We start from the raw sequence: 22630 nt of genomic DNA, 5'->3' as shown, positions 1-22630 counted from the left end.
CGGCGTACAAGGGGGCGCCACTGGCCCGTTCCAGAGCAGGCGAGACGGATTTCAAGCACACTTCGCGCTCGCAGCGGCGGTCTGAGTGTTTCCCGCCCGGACCGATATCTCCCTTCCTGCATGCCCTCCCCTCCAGCGCCCGCTTCTTCCACCTCGACCCCCTTTTCTCTGCGGAAGATCGCCGTGCCGGCCTTCGGGCCCTCCTTGCTGTTCGGCGTGGGCGAAGGCGCGATCCTTCCCATCGTTCCGCTCACCGCGCGCGACCTGGGCGCGTCGGTGTCGACGGCCGCACTGGTGGTCGGGCTGATCAGCATCGGCTCCCTGCTCAACAACATCCCTGCATCGCTGATCACGATGCGCTGGGGCGAGCGCTGGGCGATCGTCGTCGCAGGGATCTGGAGTGCCCTCGGGATGGCCCTGTGCCTGTGGACCTCGCACCTGGGCCTGTTCGCGGCGGGCTGCCTCATGGTGGGCATGTCGCAGGCGGTCTACAACCTGGCGCGCCAGAGCTACATGACGGAAGCGGTTCCCATCATGTACCGCGCGCGGGCGTTGTCCACGCTCGGCGGCGTGATGCGCATCGGCATGTTCGCCGGGCCCTTTCTCGCGGCGGCGGCAGTGCATGCCTTCGGTCTCCCGGCAGCCTACGTCGTCGGGATCATCGGCGTCCTGGGCGCGGCGGCCGTGGGCGCGCGCATCCCGGATCTGGAAGCGCCGCCGATTCCTGCCGGGCAGAGCGCCCCGGCCTCCGCAACGCTCGCCTCCACGCTGAAGGACCACTGGCGCGTGTTTCTCACCGTGGGCATCGGCGTGGTGCTGGTCAGCGCGGTGCGAGCGTCGCGGCAGGCCGTCATACCTCTGTGGGCCGAGCACCTCGCGCTGGCGCCGGCGGTGGCTTCCTTGATCTATGGCCTGGCCGGCGGCATCGACATGCTGGTGTTCTATCCGGCCGGCAAGGTCATGGATCACAAGGGCCGGCGCTGGGTGGCGGTGCCCTCGATGGTGATCATGGGCGTGGCGATGCTGCTGATGCCGCTGACCACCGGCTTCACGACGCTGCTGATCGCGGCGCTGGCGATCGGATTCGGCAACGGCATCGGGTCGGGAATGATCATGACGCTGGGCGCCGACCACTCGCCGAGGCACGGGCGCGCGCACTTCCTGGGCGTGTGGCGGCTGATGTCGGACATCGGCGCATCGGGCGGTCCGGCGCTGCTGTCGTTCCTGGCGGCCACGCTGTCGCTGTCGGCGGGCATCGCCGTCACCGGGCTGATCGCGCTGGCTGCGGCCGGGGCGTTGGCCTACTGGATTCCGGCGCGGCGCGCGGGTGCGGGCAGCGCAGCGCGCTGAGGTTCGGCCCCATCCCCCCGGATGCTCCAAGGTGTGCGTAAACGCACATGCGGGGCGAGGATGGGACGGCAAACTCCTCTGCTTCGACCGAAGCGCCCGTGCGGCGTGACCGGATCAAGCACCCAACCCTGTCTTTTTCCCCAAGGAGTTCACCTTTGACAAGTCTCGCAGACAGCCGGAATCCGGCCGCACTGGCAACGGATCGCGCGCAGGGCCTCGCCCTCGACTGGGGCAATGACGTCGGCAAGCTGCTCTTGCGCATCACGGTGGGGGGCCTGGTGCTCCTGCACGGCCTGTTCAAGCTCGGCTCGGGCCCCGGCTTCATCGTCAAGATGCTCGCCGCCCACGGGATGCCCGGCGCGCTCGGCTATCTCGTCTACATCGGCGAGATCCTCGCCCCCGTGCTGATGATCGCGGGACTGTGGACGCGTGCCGCGGCCGCCGTGGTGGTCGTCAACATGGTGATCGCCATCCTGCTGGCGCACACCGGCCAATTCTTCCAGCTCACCAACCAGGGCGGGTGGGCGCTCGAACTGCAGGGCCTGTACCTGTTCGGCGCCTTGACCATCCTGCTGCTGGGTGCCGGACGCTACGCGCTCGCTGGCGCGCAGCGCGGCCTGAACTAGGTCGACTGTTCTCCGGCAAGCCTCGCCGCGCGCCAGCGTTGCGCCGGTCGAGGCGATGGCGGCTGGCGCGGCGGCGACTTATGCTGACGCGCGAATGATCTTCACCCTGCACGATCTTCCTGCGTTACGTCCGTCCCGTCGCAATCTGCGCTGGGCGAGCGGATGCGTGCTCATGGCCTATGTGGCGCTGCATCTTCTCAACCACGCGATGGGCCTGCTTTCGCTGCAGGCTGCCGAAGCGGCCCTGCACGGGATCGCGGCGTTCTGGCATTCGTGGCCGGGCACGGTCCTGCTGTACGGCGCCGCGATCGCGCATATCGCCCTGGCCTTCTCGGCCTTGTGGGAGCGCCGGACGATACGCATGCCCTTGGCGCTGCTGCTGCGCATCGCGCTCGGCGTGGCCCTGCCATTGCTGCTCGCTTCGCATCTGGCTGCGACGCGCGCTCCGTACACGCTGGAGGGCCTCGATGTCACGTACGCGCAAGTTCTTCGAAAGCTCTGGAATCCCGATGGCTGGTGGCAGATCCTCGTCATGGTGGTGGCCTGGACGCACGGGTGCATGGGACTGCACTTCGCCTTCCGGCAGCGGCCTTCATGGCGTCGCGCGCAGCCGATCCTGCTGACCGGCGCCGTCGTCCTGCCCCTGATGGCGGCCCTCGGTGTTCTGTCCATGGGGCGTGAAGCAGCCGCGCGTCCGGTCGCGATCAGCCCGCCCGCTGCGAGCGAGGCCACTTCGCTCAAAGCGGTGGTCGATGCCGGTCGGGGGGCGTATGCGGCCTTCCTGTCGGCATTCCTCCTCGCACTCGCATGGCGAGCCAGATCGGAACGCGTGGGCCAGCGAACGATCACGCTCACCTATCCGGACCGCACCGCCAGGGTTCCATTGGGCTGGAGCGTTCTCGAAGCCAGCCGGAAGCACGGCATCGCGCATCTGTCGGTCTGCGGCGGCCGCGCCCGATGCTCGACATGCCGCGTCCGCGTCGCCGGGCCCGCGGCGCACTGCCCTCCTCCAGGTCCCGACGAACAGCGCACCCTCGCCCGTGTGCGGGCAGGTGCGGACATTCGACTGGCATGTCAGCTCCGGCCGCTGGGTGATCTCCAGGTCACGCCGGTCATGACCGCTCGATCGGCGAGCCTCAACAGACTCGACAGCGAGCGGGAAGTCGCCGTGCTGTTCGTGGACCTGCGACGCTGGTCCGGTCTCTCCGAGAAGCAGTGGCCCTTCGACCTGGTCTACGTTCTGGACCACTACTTCGCACTGGTCGGCGATGCGGTCCACGAGGCGGGCGGCGTGGCCAACCAGTACATCGGTGACAGCGTCATGGCCATCTTCGGCCTGGAAGGAACCCTCGAGGATGCCTGCCGCCGCGCCGTCCATGCCGCGAAGCTGATCGACGAGCGCATGCGCGCATGGAGCTCGGTCTTCGAGAAAGACTTCGGGCAGTCCCTCGATTTCGGCATCGGCATTCATGCGGGGAGCGCGGCTGTGGCCGAAGTCGGTCACCGCGACGTGCGGTCGTTCACCGCGGTGGGCGAGGTGGTCAATACAGCGAGCCGACTGCAGGATCAGACCAAGGTGCACGACGCGACCCTGGTGATCTCGGAGTTTGCTGCGCACAGCGCGGGCATTGGCACTTCAGATGCCGATGTGCAGGAGATCCAGGTGCGCGGAAGACGGGCGCCCTTGGGCGTGCTGGTGCTCGATTCGCCCATGTTGAGACGCTTGGACATAGGGATCTGACCAAGGCAGGGCAGAGAGCCGCGCCACCGGCGCGTGCCCCGCTGCGGTGGAAGGTTCGAAGGCACGACCTAGGCTAGCTGGCGCGCAGAGCCGCTCGCCATGCGCACGCCCAGAGCCAGCACTGCAGACCCGGTCGCGAGCACCACGACAGCCATCCAGCCCCACTGCGCGAACACCAGCGCGCCGAGCGCGGAACCGGCCGCCATGCCGATGAACATGCCCGTGAAAAGCACGGCGTTGAGGCGGCTGCGCGCACCGGGGTCGATGCCGTAGACGATGGTCTGGTGTGCGATGAGCATGCCCTGGAAGCCGAGATCGAAGCCGATCGCGCTCGCGACCAGCAGGGCCAGTTGCGCGTGCAGATCGAGCATCGGCGCGAGCGCCATCGCCGCGAACGACACAGCCGCGAGCGCGGCGCCAAGGCGAGTCACCCGTTCGGGACCGCGACGGTCCGCCAGCCGGCCCGCCACTGGCGCGGCGAGCGCACCGGCAGCGCCGGCAAGCCCGAACGCGCCCGCGGCACCGCTGCCGAGGTGGAAGGGGGCGCCGTGCAGCATCACGGCCAGCGTGGACCAGAAGGCGCTGAAGCCGATCGACAGCAGTGCTTGTGCCAGCGTGGCCCGGCGCAGCGCACCATGCCTGCGCCACAGCGTCGCCAGCGATGCGAGCAACGCGCCGTAGTGCAGCTGCGTGGTGGGGCGAAAGCGCGGCAGACCGCGCCATGCCGCGGCGCCCATCAGCGCGAGACTCGCGGCCGCCAGCAGGAACATCGCGCGCCAGCCGAACTGCTCGGCGACGAAGCCGCTCAGCACGCGCGACAGCAGGATGCCGAGCAGCAAGCCGGTCATCACCATGCCGACGACCTTGCCGCGGTGTGATTCGGGTGCGAGCGTGGCCGCAGCGGGCACGATGTCCTGCGCCATGGTGGCGGCCAGGCCGATCACCAGGCTGGCCGCCAGCAGAAGCCCGATGCCGGGCGCCGCCCCGGCCACCAGCAGCGCCGCGCACAGCACCGCCGCCTTGGCCACGATGATGCGGCGCCGGTCGAATCGGTCGCCGAGCGGCGCCAGGAGGAGGATGCCGAGCGCATAGCCCAGTTGCGTGAGCGTCGGCACGAAGCCGACCGCGCGGGACGACGCGCCGATCTCGGCGCCCAGCACGCCCAGCATCGGCTGGGCGTAGTAGAGCGAGGCGACGGCGAGGCCGGCGCTGATGGCGAGCAGCAGCACCAGCGAGCCGGGCAGGCCATCGCGTGCCGCCGCGCCGATCGCCCGGCGTTCATGCGTCGATTGAATGGAAGACATGGTGTTTACCCTTGGTTTTGAGCAGTGGCGGGAGTGTGGCCGCGATCGATTCCTCCTGGTAGTAGCGGCACGTGAAAGACGGTCATACGATCTGCGCATACAACCAACCTCCAGAACCCGCCATGCCAACCGACCGCCCGCGCACTTCGTCCACAGCTCCGGCCGATCGCATCGAGCTGATGAACACCTTCGTCAGGATCGTCGAGGCCGGCAGCCTGTCGGCCGCCGCGACGCAGATGCGCACCACGCAGCCCACCGTCAGCCGACGTCTTCAGACGCTGGAAAGGCAGCTCGGCATGCGACTGCTGCGGCGCTCCACGCATGCGCTCAAGCTCACCGAGGATGGCGAGCGCTGCTTCGCGCGCGCCAGGGAACTGGTCGCCGACTGGCAGGCCTTCGAAGCCGACATGCGTGGCGATGGCGAGCCCGAAGGCACCTTGCGGGTCATGGTGCCGCATGCCTTCGGCCAGGAACTGCTGGTCAAGCCACTGGCGGACTACGTGCGCCAGCACCCACGCGTGAACGTCGACTGGCTGCTGAACGATCGGCACCCCGACTTCATCGCCGACGGCGTGGACTGCGCGATCCATGTCGGCGAAATCGACGATCCCGGCGTGGTCGCGATCCGGCTCGCCGAGGTGCCGCGCATCGTCGCGGCCGCGCCCTCGGTTCTGCCAAAGGGAAGACGGTCGCCGCAGCACGCCGACGAACTCGCGACGCTGCCCTGGCTGGCGCTTCGCACCTACTACCGCACGGAACTCACTCTCACGCGCGAGCGCGATGGCGAGCAGTGCCGCATTCCGATGCATCCGCGCATCAGCACCGACAGCCTGTATGCGCTTCGAAGCGCCGCAGTCATGGGACTGGGCGCCTGCGTGGGCTCGACCTGGCTCCTGCGCGAAGACATCGATGCGGGCCGGCTCGTCCAGCTCGTGCCGGGTTGGCGCGCCCCACCGCTGCCCTGCTACCTCATCTACCCCTACGCCCGCCTTCATTCGCCGAAGCTGAAGCGCTTCGTGGAAGTCATGCGCAAGGGTTGGCAAGAAGCCTTCTTCTGAAGCCTGCCGAATCGGCTGTGCCGCCAATGTGTCGACGTGTGCCAAGCATGCGGCGACGCGTGCGGCAAGCATCGACATGACCTGCCAAGCGTGTGCAGATGCTTGTCGCAAGTGCGCTGACCAGTGCCGACGAATGGCCGCCTGAGCCAATCACTCGTGGGTTCTGGTGCGCTCCGGCGCTTCCATCTCGAAGCGCTCGAGGACCGCCATGCCGCCACCAGTGTTGCGGCCCGCGCTCGGATCGAGCGTCCTTACCGGGACTTCCTCCGGGGCAACATCGCCATGAGCACTCCATCCTTCAGCACGACGTGGTGGAAGATGGCGGCGATGGCGTGCAGGCCGGCGAGCCACATGATGGCATCGCCCAGGAACTGGTGCACGTCGCCCCAGTCCGCCAGACCTGCGACCCGGGATTCCGCGATGAAGGGCATGCGATCGATGCGTACACCTCCCAGCAGCGTAAGAGGATGGCCTTCGCTTCCGAGGGCCATGAAGGCGGTGACGGGCAATGCGAAAAGCAGGACCCACAGCGCAATCCTCACGAGCTTGGCCGACCAATGCATCCATCCGGACAGCTGGAACTGCGGTGCCGCCGGTCGCAGGGCCATCCACGCCAGCCGCAGCACGGTCAGCGCCAAGACGAGCATCCCCAGAGACTCGTGCCACACGATGTCGCTTCGCGTCGCCGGGTCGACCCCCTGGCGCATCAGGCGACCGAAGCCCCCTGGCCCGAGGATGAACGCAATGGTCACGACGACGGCCGTGGACCAGTGGAGGAACAGGCTGAAGCTGTCGTAACGGGAAGTGGGTTGTTGGTTCATGGCGTTGACCACAGTTTGACGCATCGTCTCCGCCGTGACCAGACCGCTCCCTCTGCAGAAGCAATGTCTCGGTCCAGCTAGGCCGTTGCTGTGCGCTCGTTCCGCAGCATGTGGCTGAGTCCGAACGTGTACCGATCCAGCGTGCCCGTGCGCCGCAGCGTGAAGCCCCACTCAGAGGACTGCTGCCGCGTCGGCGGCGCCGATCGTATCGTCGTTGTGCATGATCGCCAGCGCGCGCACAAGACCGTGGCGGTCAGCTGCTCACCCTCCATGGAGCGAACCGGCACGAGGATGGGGTCATCCTGGTCACAACCGATGTCGCGCGGAGTCGAAGAACAGGTCGTCGGGGGCCCGAAGCCGTCGCGCCGCGCGACGGTTCTATTCCGCACTAGCCCTCCGAGCGAGGCATCAGCCGCGCATCCGGCAGGACGCGGACACGTACCGCCTCGTCACGGCCGCGCAGGTGGGCATCGAGCGGCGCCAGCAGGCCGGCCGAGATCCCGGCGTGCCGGAACACCGCATCCGAGACGATGGCCTCGCAGCCGACGTCGCGGGTCAACTGCTCAAGCCTGGCGGCCACGTTCAATGGATCCCCCAAGGCGGTGAATGTCACGTGCTCGCGAAAGCCGATCTCGCCCATGACGGCGCGGCCACAATGCACGCCGATGCCGAAGCGGATGGGCTGTCGCAACTGGGGTTCGATCGCATCGTTCAGCGCCGCGATGTTCGTGGCGATCCGCGGCACCGCGTCGAGCGCCTGGCGGCATGCGATGGCGGGCTCGGTGTCCAGGCCGAATATGGCGAGGACCCCGTCGCCCAGGAACTGGTTCGGCAACCCGCCTTCCTGCACGATCGCAGCGCAGGTCGCAGCCAGGAAGCGACTGACGAAGAACAGGCTGTCGAACGGCAATTGCTCTGCTGCGAGCCGCGTGGAGTCACGCATGTCCACGAACATGAACGCACCGAATCGCTCCTTCGGCATGACGCCCCATCGCCGACCGGGCTCGAAGGTCACGTTGGTCGACGTCGGCACCAGGGGCCACACGGAAAGATCCGCCTTCGGACGCAGCTGGCATGCGAGGCGCACGAAGCGTGAGTCCGCGTCGAGTCGTGCCAGCACGCGTCGTTCCGCCTCTCGCGGCGCCGGTAGCTTTGCGTCGCCGACCACACGCACCCGGCACAGCGAGCACCGGGCACGGCCGCCGCAGGCGCTTGCATGGGGAATGCGGGCCATCCTGCTTGCCTCCAGCACCGAGAACCCGAGGGGTATGTGGACCTGCCGCCCATCCGGATAGCGTACGCAGACGCGGCCTCTCTTGCGCTCCCACAGCGAGCGCGCGCCTCGCGCCGAAAGCACCAGCAACAGAGCGCCACCGGCGAAGAGAAGGAAGTTATTGCGCAAGTCGACGAGCCAGCGATCTTGCGCTGCCGTCCCGATGACGGTCGTCGCGAGCGCCCCTGCACGCCAGCCCGGGTCCTGAGCCAGCGCCATCACCTCCCGGCCGCCTTGCAGATAGCCCAGCAAGGCGAGTACCGGCAAGAGCACCGCGAGGCTCGCCAGCACACTGCGCCACTTGCCGAACCACGGCTTCGATCGCAACCAGAACCAGATGCCGTAGCACCCGTGCGCCCAGGCCACCACGAGCAGCATCAGCTGCACCCTGCCGAACGCCGGCTGGGCAATCCACAACGAGTACAGCAGCTGGGCATAGCCCTTGTTCAGGCCGAACGCGGCAAAGGCGATGCGCGTGTTGACGAGATGGTTGGCCAGCAGCGGCGGTATGCACAAGCCCAGCGTGAGCTGGGCGACTTCGCCTGGCGTCCAGTGCAGCGAACGGCGCTCATACAGTGCCCACAGTCCGAGGCAGAAATGGATCGCCAGTGCGCTGTACAGCAGGATCGTGCCGGGCCGCCCCTGCCAGATGAGCTTCTGCACCAGCAGGCCTCTTTCGAGCCATGCCAAGGAGGCATTGCCGAGCGAATGATTCAGCAGGTGCGTCCCGATATAGACGAACAGCACGAGCCCGCTCGCCAGCCGAACGGAACGCGCTCCGGCCGGTCGCAGGGTGCGAAGGCGTCTGAAACCTGGCATGTGCTTGCGCACGAATTGTGCGGCAACGCTGGCACTACTGGCACGCCGGCACTCCGGTTCGGACGATCCGGGCGGCCGCGACCATCGCGAGCCAGCCCGTGCAGATGCTTCACTGCGTGGCAACGTTCGAGGCCGTGGCTGCCTCGGCGGCCGTTGTCGCCCGCGCCCTGGCGTAGCGCTGCGGGTGTTCCTCGTTGAGCCTCATGCCGCTTTCGTCGCTCGCGAGCATGTCGCCTGTCCGGATCGCTTCGGCCAACTCGGCCCGGACCTGTGCGCGCGTCTTGCTCGCCGCGATGACGCGCGCAGGGTAGCGCTGCGGGTTCTCCTCGTTGGCCTTCAGCCCGCTCTCGTCATTGGCCATGATGTCGCCCGTCCGGATGGCGTCGGCCAGTTCGGCCTGGACCTGTGCGCGTGTCTTGCCCTCTGCCACGGCTGGAGCGGGGTAGCGCTGCGGGTTCAGCTCCCGCAGCGTCATGCCGCTTTCGCCCGCGGCGAGCATGTTGCCCGTTCGCATTGCCTCGGCCAGATCGGCCTTGACCTGCGCGCGTGTCAGGCCGCCGTCGGCATGGGCGGCTGCACCGAGTGCGGCGAGAAGGAACAGCGTGCCAGTGGCGCGGGCGAGTTTGGATGTACGCATGATGATCTCCTGGGTTGAGCGGCACCACCTGTGCCGTGGTCGAGGCCTCTCAGCCTCGTGGTGCAGTACGGTGGTGCGCCCCGGAATATTCGCGCCCTCGCATGCAGGGGCTCCGAAAGCGTGAACAACTGCCGGAAGACGCGGCTCAGGGTGCCGTGGCGTCACCCGTCCTGGCATCGCGCCATCGGCCGGCGACGAACGAGCCGACGATCAGCAGGAGGTAGGTGCCCAGCAAGACATGGCGCCATGAAGCGAGCGACGCTGCACGGGGGCGTGCCTCTGCCGCATGGGCCACGAGGAGGGTTTCGTGCGGCTCGATGGTGCGGGCCAATCGCAGGAACCCCGCGGCGGAGAGCAACGGCACCGCGACAAAGACCGTGGCTAACGCCACTCGGGTGCGGCGCGACTGGACGTGACGACGCACGGTGATCCACAGGCCCATGCAACCGTGCACCCAGCCCGGCGCGAGCAGGGCGATCTGCCAGCCTTGCGAGCCGCCGGAGATCGGTCCGGCGATGATCTTCTCGTAGCTCGGATGGAAGCCGTAGAACGAGGTTGCGACCCGTGTGTTCACCGCGTGGCCGATCAGCAGCAGGGGCAGGCTGAAGCCCGACCACAGGCGCAGCCACTCCCGGGCCGGCAACTGCCAGTGGCGGCGCTGGTGAATTGTCTGCAAGGCCAACGCAAAGTGCAGCGCGAAAGCCCCGTAGAGCAGCACCGTGCCGGGCAGGCTTTGCCACAGCCGGATCGAGAGGCGCAACCCCGCTTCCGCGAGCGACAGTGACACGATGCCCAGCATGTGATTGAACAGATGCAGCGAGATGTAGCTCATCAGGACCAGGCCGGAGCCCAGGCGAAGGTGATGGGTGCTCGGGGGCATCTGGAAGTCCTGTCGTCGGTGCACACGAAGCGTTGACTGTGCGTGGCTGGAATCTATTCCAGGCACCGAGTGGGGGCTCAGCATGATGGAGGCGGCGTGCGGTGATGCGGTACGGATCACGATGGGAAGCAGCCGAAGGGATGCCTCGACCTTCGGTTTCGCGACGGCTGGCGGACTTCGAGGCGCGGACACCGGCTGAGGCCGGACGGCTCGTGATGGAGGCTACCGGCGCGCTGCGCGGGCCTCGGCGGAGATCAGGAGCCCGACGGCAAACTCGCCGCCGGGCCGGCGGCCGGCCAACGATGACCGGCCGCTCATGGGGAGTGGGGCCGGGCGCTTCGTGGGCGCTCAGCGGGCAGTGAGCACCGGATCATCTGCAGCGCAGGTCCTTTCGCGGTATGCGGCGAACTTGGATGTCTTGCCGATGCCCGGGTTGAAACAGTTGCATGGATCGAGGCGCTGGTAGAACTCGGCCAGCTTCGGCCTGGCCTCGTACAGGTGCCCCACGTTGTGCTCGGCGGGGTATTCGGCGCCACGCCGGTCGAGCAATGCGAGCATCTCTCGCTCCAGGGCGTGGCAGTCGTTGCCCCTGGCGACGATGTAGTCCTGGTGGAAGACGTGGCACAGGAAATGCCCGTAGTACAGCTTCAGAACGATCGGTTGCTCGATCTCCGGCGGCAGGCGCTCGAACCAGTCGCGGTCGTTGCGTCGCAACGCGATGTCAAGCGCGACGATGTCTTCCACCTCCTTGCGATGCACGGCGCGGTAGCGCACCGCTGCGCTGGCCGCGGCAAAGCGATGAAGAAAGGCCTTGCGCCCTTCCTCGTCGTCGCATTCGAAGAAGGCACCGTCCGACTTCGCAAAGTGCTTCGACAGGAAGGCGCGCGCTTCATCGACGCCCTGCGCCCCCACCTTCAACATCAGGTGATGCTCATACCTGTCGCGGTACGTCGTCAGGCGAGCGGGGAGATGGTCGGGCAGGCGCTCGCTGAACCACTGCAGCATGCGGTCGGGCAGGTGCTTCGGCAGGAAGCCGACACGCTCGAGCAAGGCATCGCAACGCGTCTTCCAACCGAAGAAAAGGGGTAGCCAGCCCGTCCCGAGCTTGTCGATGATGACGAACAGATCCTTGCCATACTTGCGCGCCACATCGAAGGCGTCACGATGCAGGTACTCGCCCGCGATCGGCAGGTGCGTGAACCCGGAGAGCGCATGGCGCCGGATGTCGGTCAGCACGCTCGTGTCGTTCGTGCCGATGTAGAACACCTTCGCACCCTGCTGCGCAGCGAAGGTGTCGAGACGAACCGCGAAGACCATCACCTTGCCGGCCGAGCCGGAGGCCTCGTACAGCCGCCGCGGGTCGGCATTGAATCGCGCGGGCGTCGGCGCATCGACGTCGCGAACATGGTTCGCGTAATCGTGGTCCGATGCTGCCGCGGCGCCGTCGCCCATGACGGGCTCCGGGAACGAGCCCTCCTCGATACGCCTGAGCATCTCTTCGGGCGTCCTGCCCAGTTCGATGCCCAGGTGGTTCACCAGATGCGGGACGCCGGATGAATCGACCGCGGCGAACAGCGCCATCTCCGTGTAGGCCGGCCCACGATGGACGAGCGAGCCGCCCGAGTTGTTGCTGATGCCGCCCAGCACCGATGCACCGATGCACGACGAGCCGATCACCGAGTGCGGCTCGCGCCCGAGCGGCTTCAGCGTGCGTTCGAGTTGATCCAGCGTGGTGCCGCCGATGCAGACCACCTGTCGCCCTCCATCGAGAAGATGCACGCGCCGGATGCGCGTCGTGCTGACGATCACCACGTCACGGTCGTAGTCGTTCCCATCGGGCGTCGAGCCACCGGTCAGCCCGGTGTTCGAGGCCTGAGTGATGATGATCGTGCGTGCTTCGACGCAGGCCCTCAGCACACGCCACTGCTCGACGAGTGTTCCGGGCCGCGCCACCGCCAGCACGCGGCCCGCGCCGAAGCGGTAGCCCGTGCGGTAGCGGCGCGTTGGGGAATCGCCGGTCAGGACATGGCGGCCGCCGACGATGCCTCGCAGCGATGCCAGCAGGTCTGTACTCGCGATCCTCGCGGGTGCGGGAGTCGATGCGATCGCGGACACGATGGCCTCGGCTCAGCCCCGGCTCGACGCGGTGCGTTGAGCCAGGATCAGAACGGAGCCCACCAGCAGCGCGATCGCCACCACGATCAGCCCGGCGTTCGTGCTCTGCGTCGCTTGCTTCATCCATCCGATGACCGAAGGACTGACGAAGCCGGCCAGATTGCCGATCGAGTTGATCAGTGCGATGCCGGCTGCGGCGGCCGTGCCCGTCAACAGGGCGCTGGGGTAGGTCCAGAAGACAGGCATCATCGACAGCACACCCGCCGTGGCAATCGACAATGTGAGCAGCGAGAGCCCCACACTGCCGGAATGGAGCGTGCTGGCGTAGAACCCGATCGCCGCAGCGATCGCCGCCAAAGCAAGATGCCAACGGCGTTCCTTGCTGCGATCGGAACTGCGCGCGACCAGGATCATCGCGAAGATGCCAGCCGTGTAGGGAACTGCCGTCAGGAGGCCCACCTGCAGCGGATCCTTGACTCCCGAGGTCGCGATCAGCGTAGGCAGATAGAAGCTCACGCCGTACAAGCCCATCATGCAGCAGAAGTAGATCGCGGCGAGCCACCACACGCGACGGTTCGAGATGACGCCTTTCAGGGAATGATCCGGGCTGGCAGGCGCTTCACGCGCGATGTTGGCTTCGAGCAGCAGCTTCTCGCGCTCATCGAGCCACGCCGCGGAGCGGATGCCATTGGGCAGCAGGAACAGCACCGCGATGCCCAGGACGAGCGAAGGGAGCGCCTCCAGCAGGAAGAGCCATTGCCAGTTGGCGAGGCCATGCACGCCGTTGAAGACCTGCATGATCCAGCCCGACAGCGGGCCGCCGATCACCCCGGCCACAGGGATGCCGATCATGAAGAAGGCGTTCATCCGGCCCCGGCGCGCCGATGGAAACCAGTAGGTCAGATACAGCACGATGCCCGGAAAGAAGCCGGCCTCGGCCAGCCCGAGCACGAAGCGCAATACGTAGAACATCGCCGGCGTCTTGACGAACATCGTCAGCGCCGACACCACGGCCCAGGTCACCATGATGCGGGCGATCCACACCCGCGCGCCCAGGCGATGCATCAGGATGTTGCTCGGCACCTCGAACAGGAAGTAGCCGATGAAGAAGATGCCTGCGCCCAATCCGTACACCGCTTCGCTGAACTGCAGGTCGTTCAGCATCTGCAGCTTGGCGAAGCCCACGTTGACGCGATCCAGGTAGGCCGCGACGTAGCAGATGAAAAGAAAGGGCAAGAGGCGCCACGTCACTTTCGCGTACGTCGCGTCTTCGAAAGTCCTTGTCGCGGGCTCGAGGCAGGCAGCGGGCCGAGCGGCAGTGCCAGCCAGGTTGTGCGGATTCAATTGCAGTCTCCTTGTCCTGCGCGACGGCGGCTTCAGGTCGCGCAGTTCTTCATGTCGTGTGAAGCCGTGCGCCGGATTGTTCCGCGCGGAAAGGAGTCTGGAATGCCCTTCAGGGCCGGTCCGACCAGTTGTTGCCCCGCCCGGCCACCGGATGAGGGGCGGGCCTCACGCGCCCGACTGAAGCGGGGCGCGCACCAAAGGCGATCCTTCCGCCTCGATCTCCCGCAGACACGCGACCGTGGTGTCGATGTGCTCGCTCGCGACCTTGCGCGCCTGCTCGGACTGTCGCTCGATGACGGCCTTGTAGAGGCGCGCGTGCTGCTTGTCGATCACCCGCTTCTCCGCCTCCCGGCAGTAAAGGTTGTTCACCGAGGCAAACACCGAGCTCAGCAGCAGCTCGGTGACCGAGCTCAGCATGTGCACCAGCACCGGGTTGTGCGATGCCTGGCTGATAGCGAGATGGAACGCGTAGTCGTGCTGCGCCTGCATCGACTCGCCGATCTTGCGTTCATTGGCCTCGCGCATTTCTTCGTAGCGGCGGCTGATCAGCGCGAAGTCGGCCGGCGTGCCCCGCAGCGCGGCCAGGCGCGCCGATTCGGACTCGAGCATCTCGCGCACTTCGAAGATGTCGTAGAGGGTTCGGGGCTGGGAGCCCAGCAGATGCATCATCGGCGTCGGCAGCGGCTGTTTGGTCAGCACCGCCACGAACGAACCCCGCCCTTGCGTGGTGGCGATGATCCCGCGCGTACGCAAGACCTTGAGCCCCTCCCGCAAGGCCGATCGCGAAACACCGAGCTTGACCGTGAGACGGCGCTCGGAGGGGATGGCCTGCCCCGGCTTCAGTTCGCCGTCGGCGATCAGTCTCTCGATGCGTCCAGCGACTGCGTCTGCGATCTGCGTCTCGAGGTCAGGATTGCCCTCCCTCATTGCGTGCCCCGCTTTCTTCAGTATGGGCTGGATTTTGGCACCATCGTTATCCGGTGGGTCGGGCTTCACTGGTCCGACCACTTTCTGGACCGGCAGGTCGCCTCGTCTGCCTCGGATGACCAGGGTGCGCACGCGAGCGTCGGGCTCCTCGGCCTGCAAGCTCCTCAGCGGCGCCTTGGAGCGCATACTTTCGGCCAGCCCCTACAGCGAGGCGTTCGCCGCCATGCCGGAAGCCAGCGGGCCTGCGAACGACGCCCGATGCTTCAGGGCCACCGCTCTTTTGTTTGACTATGCGCGATGGTCAAACATGGGCGCCGCGCATCCATGGCACACGGAGACAAGACTGCCGATGTGCTCTGCAACCCTAGTCGCCAGTGGCGATGTCCCGGGTGATGCGTAGAAATTTTTCGACGTCGGCGACTGAATGGCAGTGCAGAGGTGATACGCGCACGGTACCCGCCAGTCCAAAGGACTCGAGCATGCGCTTCGAATAGATGCTGGTCGCGACCCGTTCGTAGACCGTCACGCCGCGCTTTGCGTACTCCACGACGGCCTGCGTGCAGTCGATGCGGTCGAACCCGATGCCCAAGATCAGGTCGCGCCGGGTCAAGTCTTCATGGTCCAGGAAGACGCTGACGCCTTCGAGCTTGCGCATGCCGGTTGCGTTTCCATTGCCGTCGAGCAGCACAGCCAGCAGCGCTCGCTCGTGCAACTCGATGTGCGTGATGCCCGCAATGAACTGTGCGCGGCGATCCGTCGCGTCTACGAATTGGCCGCCCAGCCAGCACACGTAATCGACGATCTCGGTGAGAACCGCAAACTGCCACGGCGCGGCGCTGCCCAGGTCCCAGTAATCGGGTTTCTTGCCCGCGAGCTTGTGGTGCGGTAGCACGGACGCGCGCTCGGACAGCCACGACAGGCCCGATCCCCGGCAGCCGAAGAACTTGTAGGGCGCGAGGTTGATGCCGTCTACCGGCGTCTTCTGCAAATCGATGAGTCCGTGCGGCGCGTGCTGCACCGCGTCCACCAGGATGTAGAGATCGGGCTTGATCGCGCGCGCGCGGCGCACGATCGCTTCCATGTCGAGCTTGGCGCCAGAGATGTTCGACGCATGGATGACGTTGAGCAGGCTGGTGTTCCCGTCGACCAGCCGCACGATCTCGTCCACGTCCACCCCACCCGTCACCGGGTTGCTCCTGGCCACGCGCAGTTCACGACCCAGGCGCTGGGCGTAGAGGCTCATCGCATCGAAGGCCGATGGATGTTCGAGCACGGTCGTGACCATGTTCGTGCCCGGCACGTTCTCGGCCACCGCACGCACCATGTCGAACATGGCGCCCGAGGCGCTGAACGAGGCGTACACGCTGCCGCCCTGGGCGTTCAGGATCGTGCGCAGGTCGGCACAGCCCTTGGCCTGAATGTCTTGCAACTCCACCGCGGTCGCGTGAATGCGCTCGGTATTGTCGGGAATGGCATCGACCTGCGCGAAGCGCTCGGCCGCCGCCTTCAGACGAAAGGAACCACCGGCGTTGTCAAAGTACAGGCGCTCGCGGCCGTGATGGTCGTGATCGACCTGAAGGAAGCGCGCCTTCACCTCGCGCATCAGCGCGTCGGAGAAAAGTTGGCCGCGGGCGAGCTTCGGACTTTCTTGCTCGATGCTCATCGCTCAGACGCCCTTGTTGTTGGGGTTCTTGTAGGTCTCGCGCACCGCGTCCGTCATCGGGAAGTTGAGATTTGCGTTCTTCGGCGGAATGGGCGAGAGGAACCACTTGGTGTAGAGCTGTTCGATGGCACCCGATTTCATCAGGCCGGTGACGGTCTCGTCGACGAGCGCCTTGAACTGCGGGTCTTCCTTGCGCAGCATGATCCCGTAGGGCTCCTGTCGCAGCGACTCCTTCAGGATCTTGTAGTCACCTGGATTCGGCGCGTTGGCGATCATGCCGGCGAGCTGCACGTCGTCAAGCACGTAAGCGTCGGCGCGGCCGGTGGACAGCAGCAGGAAGCCGTCGGAGGTGTCCTTGCCCGCGATCTCGTTCACCTCGATGCTGCCGCTCTTGCGCGCGACGCGCAGCAGCTGGATCGAGGTGCTGCCCGAGACGGTCGCCACGTTCTTGCCGTTGAGATCCGCAAGACTGTTGATACCCGAAGTCTTCTTCACCGCGGCAGTGATGTTGGTGACAAAGTGGCTGGGTGCGAAGTCGACCTGCTGCTGGCGCTGCGTACTGTTGGTGGTCGTGGCGCAGTCCAGGTCGACGGTGCCGTTCTGCAGCAGCGGGATGCGGTTGGTCGAGTTGAGCATGACATATTGCACCTCGATCTTCGGCAGACCCAACTTGGCCTTCACGGCGTCAACGATCTTCAGGCAGATGTCGGTGGTGAAGCCAATGGGCGCGCTATCGGCGCTGAGCTTGTAGGAGAACGGAATCTGGCTTTCGCGTGCGCCGATCTGAATCGTGCCGCTCTCCCTGATTTTCTGCAGCGTGCCGCTGCCCTGGGCACTGGCGGCACCGCAGCAGAGGGCGACGGCGAGTCCAAGCACGAGGGGCCGTTTCTTGAAGTTCATGGCAGGTTCCTTGGGATTCGATGACGGTGGGTTCCAGCGCATCTTCGATGCCGCAATGAATTTCCAAAAGCGATTTTTTGTGATCGAATTACATGAGAAAAAGTGTTTTTACGTCCAATGCCATGATGACCTTCAAGCAGCTCGAGGCCCTGTACTGGATTGCCCGGCTCGGCGGCTTCGCGCAGGCGGCCAGCCACCTCCATACCTCGCAGTCGGCCATTTCCAAGCGCGTGCGCGAGCTGGAGCAGTTGTTCGACACCGAGCTGTTCGATCGCAGCCAGCGCACTGCCCGCCTCACGGAAAAGGGCGAGGAAATGTTCGTGCTCGCCAGCAAGCTGCTGGAGCAGCGCGATGCTGCTGTGGAGCAGTTCGGCAAGCCTGGCGTGGTGGAGCGCCGCATTCGCCTCGGTGTGACCGAACTGAGCGCGATGACGTGGCTGCCACGACTGATCGGCCTGATCCAGCGGCACTATCCCAAGGTGATCCTCGAACCCGACGTGGACGACAGCCTGCAATTGCGCGACAAGCTGCAGGCGGACGAACTCGATCTGGCCATCGTGCCTGACACCTTTGCCGATCCACGCCTGCCGCACAAGGTCATTGGTCAGGTGAACAGTGCCTGGATGTGCAAGCCTGGCGTAGTACCCACAGGCGGCCCCGTGCGGCTGCACGAACTGGCGCGCCACCGCATGCTGGTGCAGGGCCAAAACTCAGGCACTGGTCGCGCCTACGACGCGTGGATGAAGGAGCAGGGGGTGCAGCCTGCCAACGTGATCGTGGTGAGCAATCTGGTGGCGCTGACCGCGCTCACCGTGTCGGGACTTGGCGTGAGCTACCTGCCGCGTGAGTGCCTGCAGCCGCTCGTGGCCGCTGGCATGCTTGCGGTGCTCGACGTGGTGCCAGCCCTGCCCGCGGTGCGCTACGTGGCCATGCACAAAGGCGCGCACCGCAGCGCGCTCACCTCGTCCATTGTGGCGCTGGCACAGGAGAGCTGCGACTTTACGCGGATGTTCCAAGCGCAGATGGCGATGACATCGCCTTGTTAGCCTTGCTGCAGCCCCTCGTCCCAACATCGGGACATGCCGAAGAGCCGCGATTACACAGGGCTCCTCCGGACGCCCCGTCCATGGCGGGGCGTATCGGGGAGAGGCCCCCGCGAGGAATCGCGGGAGATCCAGGCTAGCGCCTGACCTGAATCATCACGGAGCTGGCCACGCTCGTGAACTGCCCATCGCTGACGACGAGTTGCACCACGTAGTTCCCGCGGACGTCGGGGACGAAGGTCGGCGCGACGGTCGTGGCACCGTTCAGCGTCGCCGTGCTCTTCTTCGGCTTCGATTTGAACTTCCACGCGTACGTGACCGGGGTTCCGTTCGGGTCGTAGCTCTTTGAGCCGTCCAACGTGACGGTCTGGCCGATGGCGCTGCGTTGACGCGGTCCAGCCTTCGCAACAGGCGCCAGGTTGACGCCCGCGGCGCCGGCGGTCACGACGACGCTGTCGGGGACACTCGAGAGCGTGCCGTCGGACACGACGAGTTGGACGACATAGATGCCCGGCACGTCGGGCGTCAACGTGGCGGTCACGTTGCTCGTATTGCCCGGGACGGCAGCGCTGCCGGTCGGGCTGCTGACGAGCGTCCACGCATAGGTCAGTGTGTCGCCGGCATTCGCATCGCTGCTCAGCGCGCCGCTGAGACTTACCGTGTTGAGCACAACCGTCGACACGTCATCGCCCGCGTTGGCCACCGGCGCCACGTTACCCGGCGCTGCGGTGACCGTCACCGATGCCTGCGTCGAGTAGGTCTTGCCATCGCCGACGACGAGCCCGATCACGTAGACCCCCGGCATATCGGCCATGAAGGTCGGCGCAGGATCGTAGGCATCGATGAAGGAGAGCTGAGCCGCGCTGCCCGCCGGCTTAGACGTGATGCTCCAGCTGTAGGAAAGAAGGTCACCGTCGGCATCCGAGCTGCCGCTGCCGTCGAGTTCGACAATTGCGCCGACCAGCACGTTCTGCGCGGGGCCAGCCACCGCAACGGGGGCATTGTTCTTGTTCACCGGGTTCACGGTAACGACCACCTGGTCGGCGACGCTCGTCGCACTCGAGCTATCGGTGACCACGAGCGATGCAATGTATGTCCCGGCCTGGTCAGGTGTCAGCGAAGGACGCGGCGACGAGGCGTCGACGATGGCCGCCGTGCTGTTCGCTGGCTTGGTATCCAGCGTCCACGCGTAAGTGATGGAGTTGCCATCGGGATCCAAGCTCGCACTGCCATCCAACGTGACGACCGTGCCCAGGGGCACGTTCTGGTCAATGCCCGCATCAGCCGTTGGCGCGCGATTCAAGCCGATCGCCACCGCCGTCAACCGCACGGTGGCCTGCGCGCTGTCCAACGCACCGTCATTGACCACCAGGCCCAAGGTGTAGACGCCCGCAACGCTGGGCACGAACTGCGCCAAACCCTGAGTGTCACCGATCAGTTGGCTTCCGCTCGGCCCCGCGATGACCGACCACTTATAGGTCAGCGCGTCGCCGTTGAGATCGGAGCTGGCCGAGCCGTCGAGCACGCCTGTGTCGCCGACTTGGAGGGAGTGGTCGAGCCCGGCGTTGGCCACGGGCGCGACATTGACGGCACGCACAGTGCTCGATGTCGCACTGCTGTCGACCTTGCCGTCGTTGACCACGAGGGTGACAACGAAGTCGCCGGGCACGTCGGGTGTGAGGTTCACCGTGGGGCCTGCGCTGCCATCCAGTGCCGCGGCGCTGCCCGCAGGGCGCGATGCCAGGGTCCAACGGAAGCTCAAGGCATCGCCATCGGCATCCGCACTGCCCGTGCCGTCGAAGGTCACGGCGAGCTTCACGGGGGCCTGGGCGCCGCTCGACGTGCTCACCGCGGCGACGGGGGCGACGTTGACGCTCCCGGACCCACCGCCGCCCGCGCTCCCGGCACCACCGCCGCCCGCGCTCCCGGCACCATTGCCGCCCGTGCTCCCGGCACCACTCCCGCCCGTGCTCCCGGCACCACTCCCGCTCGCACTCCCGGCGCCGCTGTCGCTCGCACTCCCGGCCCCGCTCGTAGCGCCGGTATCGCCGGTCGCACTCATAGAGCCGGACGCGCCGGGCGCGTTTACAGCGCTGGTTGCACCGGCCGCGCTTACAAAGCCGGCTGCGCCGGTCGCGCCGCCACCACCGCCGCCGCCACAGCCGGCGAGCGCCAAGGCGCACAGCCATGCCGCGGCCAGCAAATTAATCGAGCGCCCGTCTATTGATCGACCCATGCCTCACTCCTTGTTTAAAAGTGATGCAAAGTGTGAACTAATGTTTCAACAAAATCGCGGGCGTCGCTTGGTCGAACTCTCATGCAATGTGAAAAAGTTGCACTAAATGCTTAATCGGCCGTCATCGGGCTCATCCTGAGCATTGCCAGGCTATGAAGAGGCCGCCGCGCGCCGGGGTGGGCGCATCCGGCACTCGCGCACCCGCGTGGCCAGCTCCTCCACCGTGAAGGGCTTGCCGATGAGCTGCACGCCGGGATCGAGCACGCCGTGGTGCGCCGCCGCGTCGCGCGTGTTGCCGGTGGTGAACAACACCCGAAGTCCTGGACCACGGCGCAGGGCTTCTTCGGCCAGCTTGTGGCCGTTCACTTCGGGCATCACCACGTCGGTGAGCAGCAGCGCAACGTCGGGATGCGCATCCAGCAGCTTCAGTGCTGCGGCTGCGTCATCGGCTTGGCTCGCGGCCGCGCTCGCTTCGGGACGCGTTGACCTTAGTTGATGAGCCCACAGCCGTGCTTGACAACGCGTTTATCCGCTTCCTGTGGCGCCGAGGCGCTTGTTGGAACGCTGCGTGCGCGCTTTGACGATTGAGCCGGAACCACCCCTTGCGCTACTTCTTCGTCAGTAGCAGTTGACCCATCTTCTGAAGTCTCTCCTTGAGGCCGCTGGCGATGACTCTGAGCACTCCGGGCAGTTCGATTTCCATCGTCACTGTGGCATCGAACACTTCGATGACGCCGCAGACGGATTGGCCTAGCGCCGCGACGCTGAAGGTGAGACGATCACCATCCCAGCGCTCGCTGGCGCGCCCGCTGCTGCCGGGCAGCAGGTTGACAATCTTCCCGAAACCGGCCCCTATGCGACGTCGCGCCTCTGCGCGGCCGAGTTGGTGTGGAATGCTGATGATGATGGGCGATGCCATGCGGGGAGAGTGCAGCGCATCGACACATTTGACAAGGGCATGCGGAGAGCTGCGGCGCAGCGTTAGCGGTCATCCAGGGAGGCAAGCGCACGGAGGACCGCAAGCTGGCGCTTCAAGACATGCTCACCGACCTACTCTGCTGTTAGCGCCCGACGTCAAGTCGGTACCCTTTGTTGCTTCGACCTCCAAAAGCTGAACTGACGCCTTTTTCAGACGGGTCTGACATGCAATGCGAGCCGTCAGACGAAGGATCGCGTCATGCACACGGCCCTCATTCTCTCGCTCAGTTTTATTCCCATTGCCCTCGTCTGCGGCGGCATTGCTCTCGGAGCCTATATCGCCAGCATGCATTCCGACCGCGCGGAAGAGCAACGCGAACATGCCAGAGAGATTGGTGGGTCCCGGTCGCATGTGCAGCGCGAGCTTTCCCGGAAGCGAAGATTCTGAACCAGCGCCTTCGATCCTACGAAGATGTGATGTGTCGGGCGAATTCTGGGCGCGTCGATCAGCGTTCCCATCGCCACGTGGGCGAAGCGCCCGTTACGCACCACCGAGTACAGAAGCGATCCGCACGTCTTGCAATGCAGGTCGTGGTTCGTGGCTTCGCCGAACAAAAGGGTTAAATCTTCGCCATGTGTCAGGCGCAGCGCCTCTCGCGCGATGCCGGCAAGAAGGCTTGAATGCCGAGCCGGTCGCCCGCCGGCAGTTGGCGCAATGGCAAATTGCCGCGTAGTCGAAGGAGTCTTCCGCGGCGTAGCGTACTGCGCCACACGTCCAGGAGGGCAAGCACGGAGGGCTGCAAGCTGGCGCACGGCCGACATTCATAGCGCCCTACTCCGTTGTCCAGCGCCGGAGTTCGAGTTTGGGCTCGTTGCAGTCCTAGCCTCCGACCAGGAATGGCGGGGCTCGGGCATGAAGCGGTCGGCCATCAACGAGCATCCCTCGGCTCGATCTGTTTGCGACAACATTGGGGC

The 22630-nt window shown here is 66.1% G+C and carries 19 protein-coding genes and 3 pseudogenes; 7 read left to right on the top strand and 15 right to left on the bottom strand.

The features are described 5' to 3' along the window. Nucleotides 1-120: 120 nt before the first annotated feature. The 3 genes from WKW77_RS17430 (at nt 121) to WKW77_RS17420 (ending at nt 3717) form a co-directional block, all read left to right on the top strand. On the top strand, nt 121-1350 hold the full coding sequence (locus WKW77_RS17430; protein ID WP_340358112.1) for an MFS transporter: 1230 nt from the start codon (nt 121-123) through the stop codon (nt 1348-1350). A gap of 191 nt (nt 1351-1541) precedes the next feature. Beyond that, complete coding sequence (locus WKW77_RS17425; RefSeq protein ID WP_340358375.1) at nt 1542-1976, top strand: DoxX family protein; 435 nt, start codon at nt 1542-1544, stop codon at nt 1974-1976. 94 nt (nt 1977-2070) lie between these two features. Then, complete coding sequence (locus WKW77_RS17420; RefSeq protein ID WP_340358111.1) at nt 2071-3717, top strand: adenylate/guanylate cyclase domain-containing protein; 1647 nt, start codon at nt 2071-2073, stop codon at nt 3715-3717. Nucleotides 3718-3785: 68 nt separating this feature from the next. Here the strand turns inward: WKW77_RS17420 and WKW77_RS17415 are convergent, their stop codons facing one another. Beyond that, nucleotides 3786-5021 carry an MFS transporter gene (locus WKW77_RS17415; protein ID WP_340358110.1) on the bottom strand — a complete coding sequence of 412 codons (1236 nt, stop codon included), beginning with the start codon at nt 5019-5021 and terminating at the stop codon, nt 3786-3788. Between the two features lie 122 nt (nt 5022-5143). Between WKW77_RS17415 and WKW77_RS17410 the strand changes: the two genes are divergently transcribed. After that, complete coding sequence (locus WKW77_RS17410) at nt 5144-6079, top strand: LysR family transcriptional regulator (protein WP_340358109.1); 936 nt, start codon at nt 5144-5146, stop codon at nt 6077-6079. 49 nt (nt 6080-6128) lie between these two features. Next, nucleotides 6129-6224: pseudogene (locus WKW77_RS35160) on the top strand (four-helix bundle copper-binding protein); the annotation flags it as partial. A 106-nt stretch (nt 6225-6330) separates the two neighbouring features. Here the strand turns inward: WKW77_RS35160 and WKW77_RS17405 are convergent. The 9 genes from WKW77_RS17405 to WKW77_RS17365 all read right to left on the bottom strand — a co-directional run bounded on the left by WKW77_RS17405 (nt 6331) and on the right by WKW77_RS17365 (nt 17458). Next, nucleotides 6331-6900, bottom strand: coding sequence for a cytochrome b (locus WKW77_RS17405; RefSeq protein ID WP_340358108.1), 570 nt, complete (start codon nt 6898-6900; stop codon nt 6331-6333). A gap of 388 nt (nt 6901-7288) precedes the next feature. Beyond that, nucleotides 7289-8920, bottom strand: a complete 1632-nt coding sequence (locus WKW77_RS17400; RefSeq protein ID WP_340358107.1) for an adenylate/guanylate cyclase domain-containing protein — start codon at nt 8918-8920, stop codon at nt 7289-7291. Between the two features lie 181 nt (nt 8921-9101). Further along, nucleotides 9102-9629, bottom strand: a complete 528-nt coding sequence (locus tag WKW77_RS17395; protein ID WP_340358106.1) for a DUF4148 domain-containing protein — start codon at nt 9627-9629, stop codon at nt 9102-9104. A 145-nt stretch (nt 9630-9774) separates the two neighbouring features. After that, a complete protein-coding gene (locus WKW77_RS17390) occupies nt 9775-10509 on the bottom strand; it encodes a hypothetical protein (protein ID WP_340358105.1) in 735 nt (244 codons plus the stop codon). A gap of 348 nt (nt 10510-10857) precedes the next feature. Beyond that, entirely contained in the window at nt 10858-12624 is a 1767-nt protein-coding gene (dld, locus tag WKW77_RS17385; protein WP_340358104.1) for a D-lactate dehydrogenase, read from the bottom strand. Between the two features lie 12 nt (nt 12625-12636). Beyond that, on the bottom strand, nt 12637-13968 hold the full coding sequence (locus tag WKW77_RS17380; RefSeq protein WP_422823217.1) for an MFS transporter: 1332 nt from the start codon (nt 13966-13968) through the stop codon (nt 12637-12639). Between the two features lie 165 nt (nt 13969-14133). Beyond that, nucleotides 14134-14895: a transcriptional regulator GlcC gene (gene glcC / locus WKW77_RS17375; RefSeq protein ID WP_340358373.1), complete on the bottom strand. Its 762-nt coding sequence runs from the start codon at nt 14893-14895 to the stop codon at nt 14134-14136. Nucleotides 14896-15259: 364 nt separating this feature from the next. Then, complete coding sequence (locus WKW77_RS17370; protein WP_340358103.1) at nt 15260-16558, bottom strand: aminotransferase class V-fold PLP-dependent enzyme; 1299 nt, start codon at nt 16556-16558, stop codon at nt 15260-15262. 3 nt (nt 16559-16561) lie between these two features. Then, on the bottom strand, nt 16562-17458 hold the full coding sequence (locus WKW77_RS17365) for an amino acid ABC transporter substrate-binding protein (RefSeq protein WP_340358102.1): 897 nt from the start codon (nt 17456-17458) through the stop codon (nt 16562-16564). A gap of 125 nt (nt 17459-17583) precedes the next feature. Between WKW77_RS17365 and WKW77_RS17360 the strand changes: the two genes are divergently transcribed. Next, complete coding sequence (locus WKW77_RS17360) at nt 17584-18504, top strand: LysR family transcriptional regulator (RefSeq protein WP_340358372.1); 921 nt, start codon at nt 17584-17586, stop codon at nt 18502-18504. A 133-nt stretch (nt 18505-18637) separates the two neighbouring features. On the opposite strand, the gene WKW77_RS17355 is transcribed toward WKW77_RS17360, so the two are convergent. From WKW77_RS17355 to WKW77_RS17345, 3 genes are all read right to left on the bottom strand, one after another. Then, nucleotides 18638-20563, bottom strand: coding sequence for a PKD domain-containing protein (locus WKW77_RS17355; protein ID WP_340358371.1), 1926 nt, complete (start codon nt 20561-20563; stop codon nt 18638-18640). 324 nt (nt 20564-20887) lie between these two features. Then, the gene (locus WKW77_RS17350) at nt 20888-21244 is read right to left on the bottom strand and encodes a response regulator (RefSeq protein WP_340358370.1); all 357 of its coding nucleotides are present in this window, start codon (nt 21242-21244) and stop codon (nt 20888-20890) included. Nucleotides 21245-21344: 100 nt separating this feature from the next. Then, the gene (locus WKW77_RS17345) at nt 21345-21656 is read right to left on the bottom strand and encodes a polyhydroxyalkanoic acid system family protein (protein WP_340358101.1); all 312 of its coding nucleotides are present in this window, start codon (nt 21654-21656) and stop codon (nt 21345-21347) included. A gap of 258 nt (nt 21657-21914) precedes the next feature. On the opposite strand from WKW77_RS17345, the gene WKW77_RS17340 reads away from it, so the two are divergent. Beyond that, nucleotides 21915-22103, top strand: coding sequence for a hypothetical protein (locus tag WKW77_RS17340; RefSeq protein ID WP_340358384.1), 189 nt, complete (start codon nt 21915-21917; stop codon nt 22101-22103). A 74-nt stretch (nt 22104-22177) separates the two neighbouring features. Here the strand turns inward: WKW77_RS17340 and WKW77_RS17335 are convergent. After that, nucleotides 22178-22426, bottom strand: a pseudogene (locus WKW77_RS17335) (GFA family protein); the annotation flags it as partial. Then, nucleotides 22374-22481 (bottom strand): annotated as a pseudogene (locus WKW77_RS35155) (hypothetical protein); the annotation flags it as partial. The pseudogenes WKW77_RS35155 and WKW77_RS17335, both read right to left, overlap by 53 nt. Nucleotides 22482-22630: the final 149 nt, after the last annotated feature.

The sequence above is a fragment of the Variovorax ureilyticus genome (assembly GCF_037889935.1).
Taxonomy (GTDB): Bacteria; Pseudomonadota; Gammaproteobacteria; order Burkholderiales; family Burkholderiaceae_C; genus Variovorax; species Variovorax ureilyticus.
The sequence above is the reverse complement of the archived record's forward strand: the minus strand, read 5'-3'. Positions and strand labels throughout refer to the sequence as shown.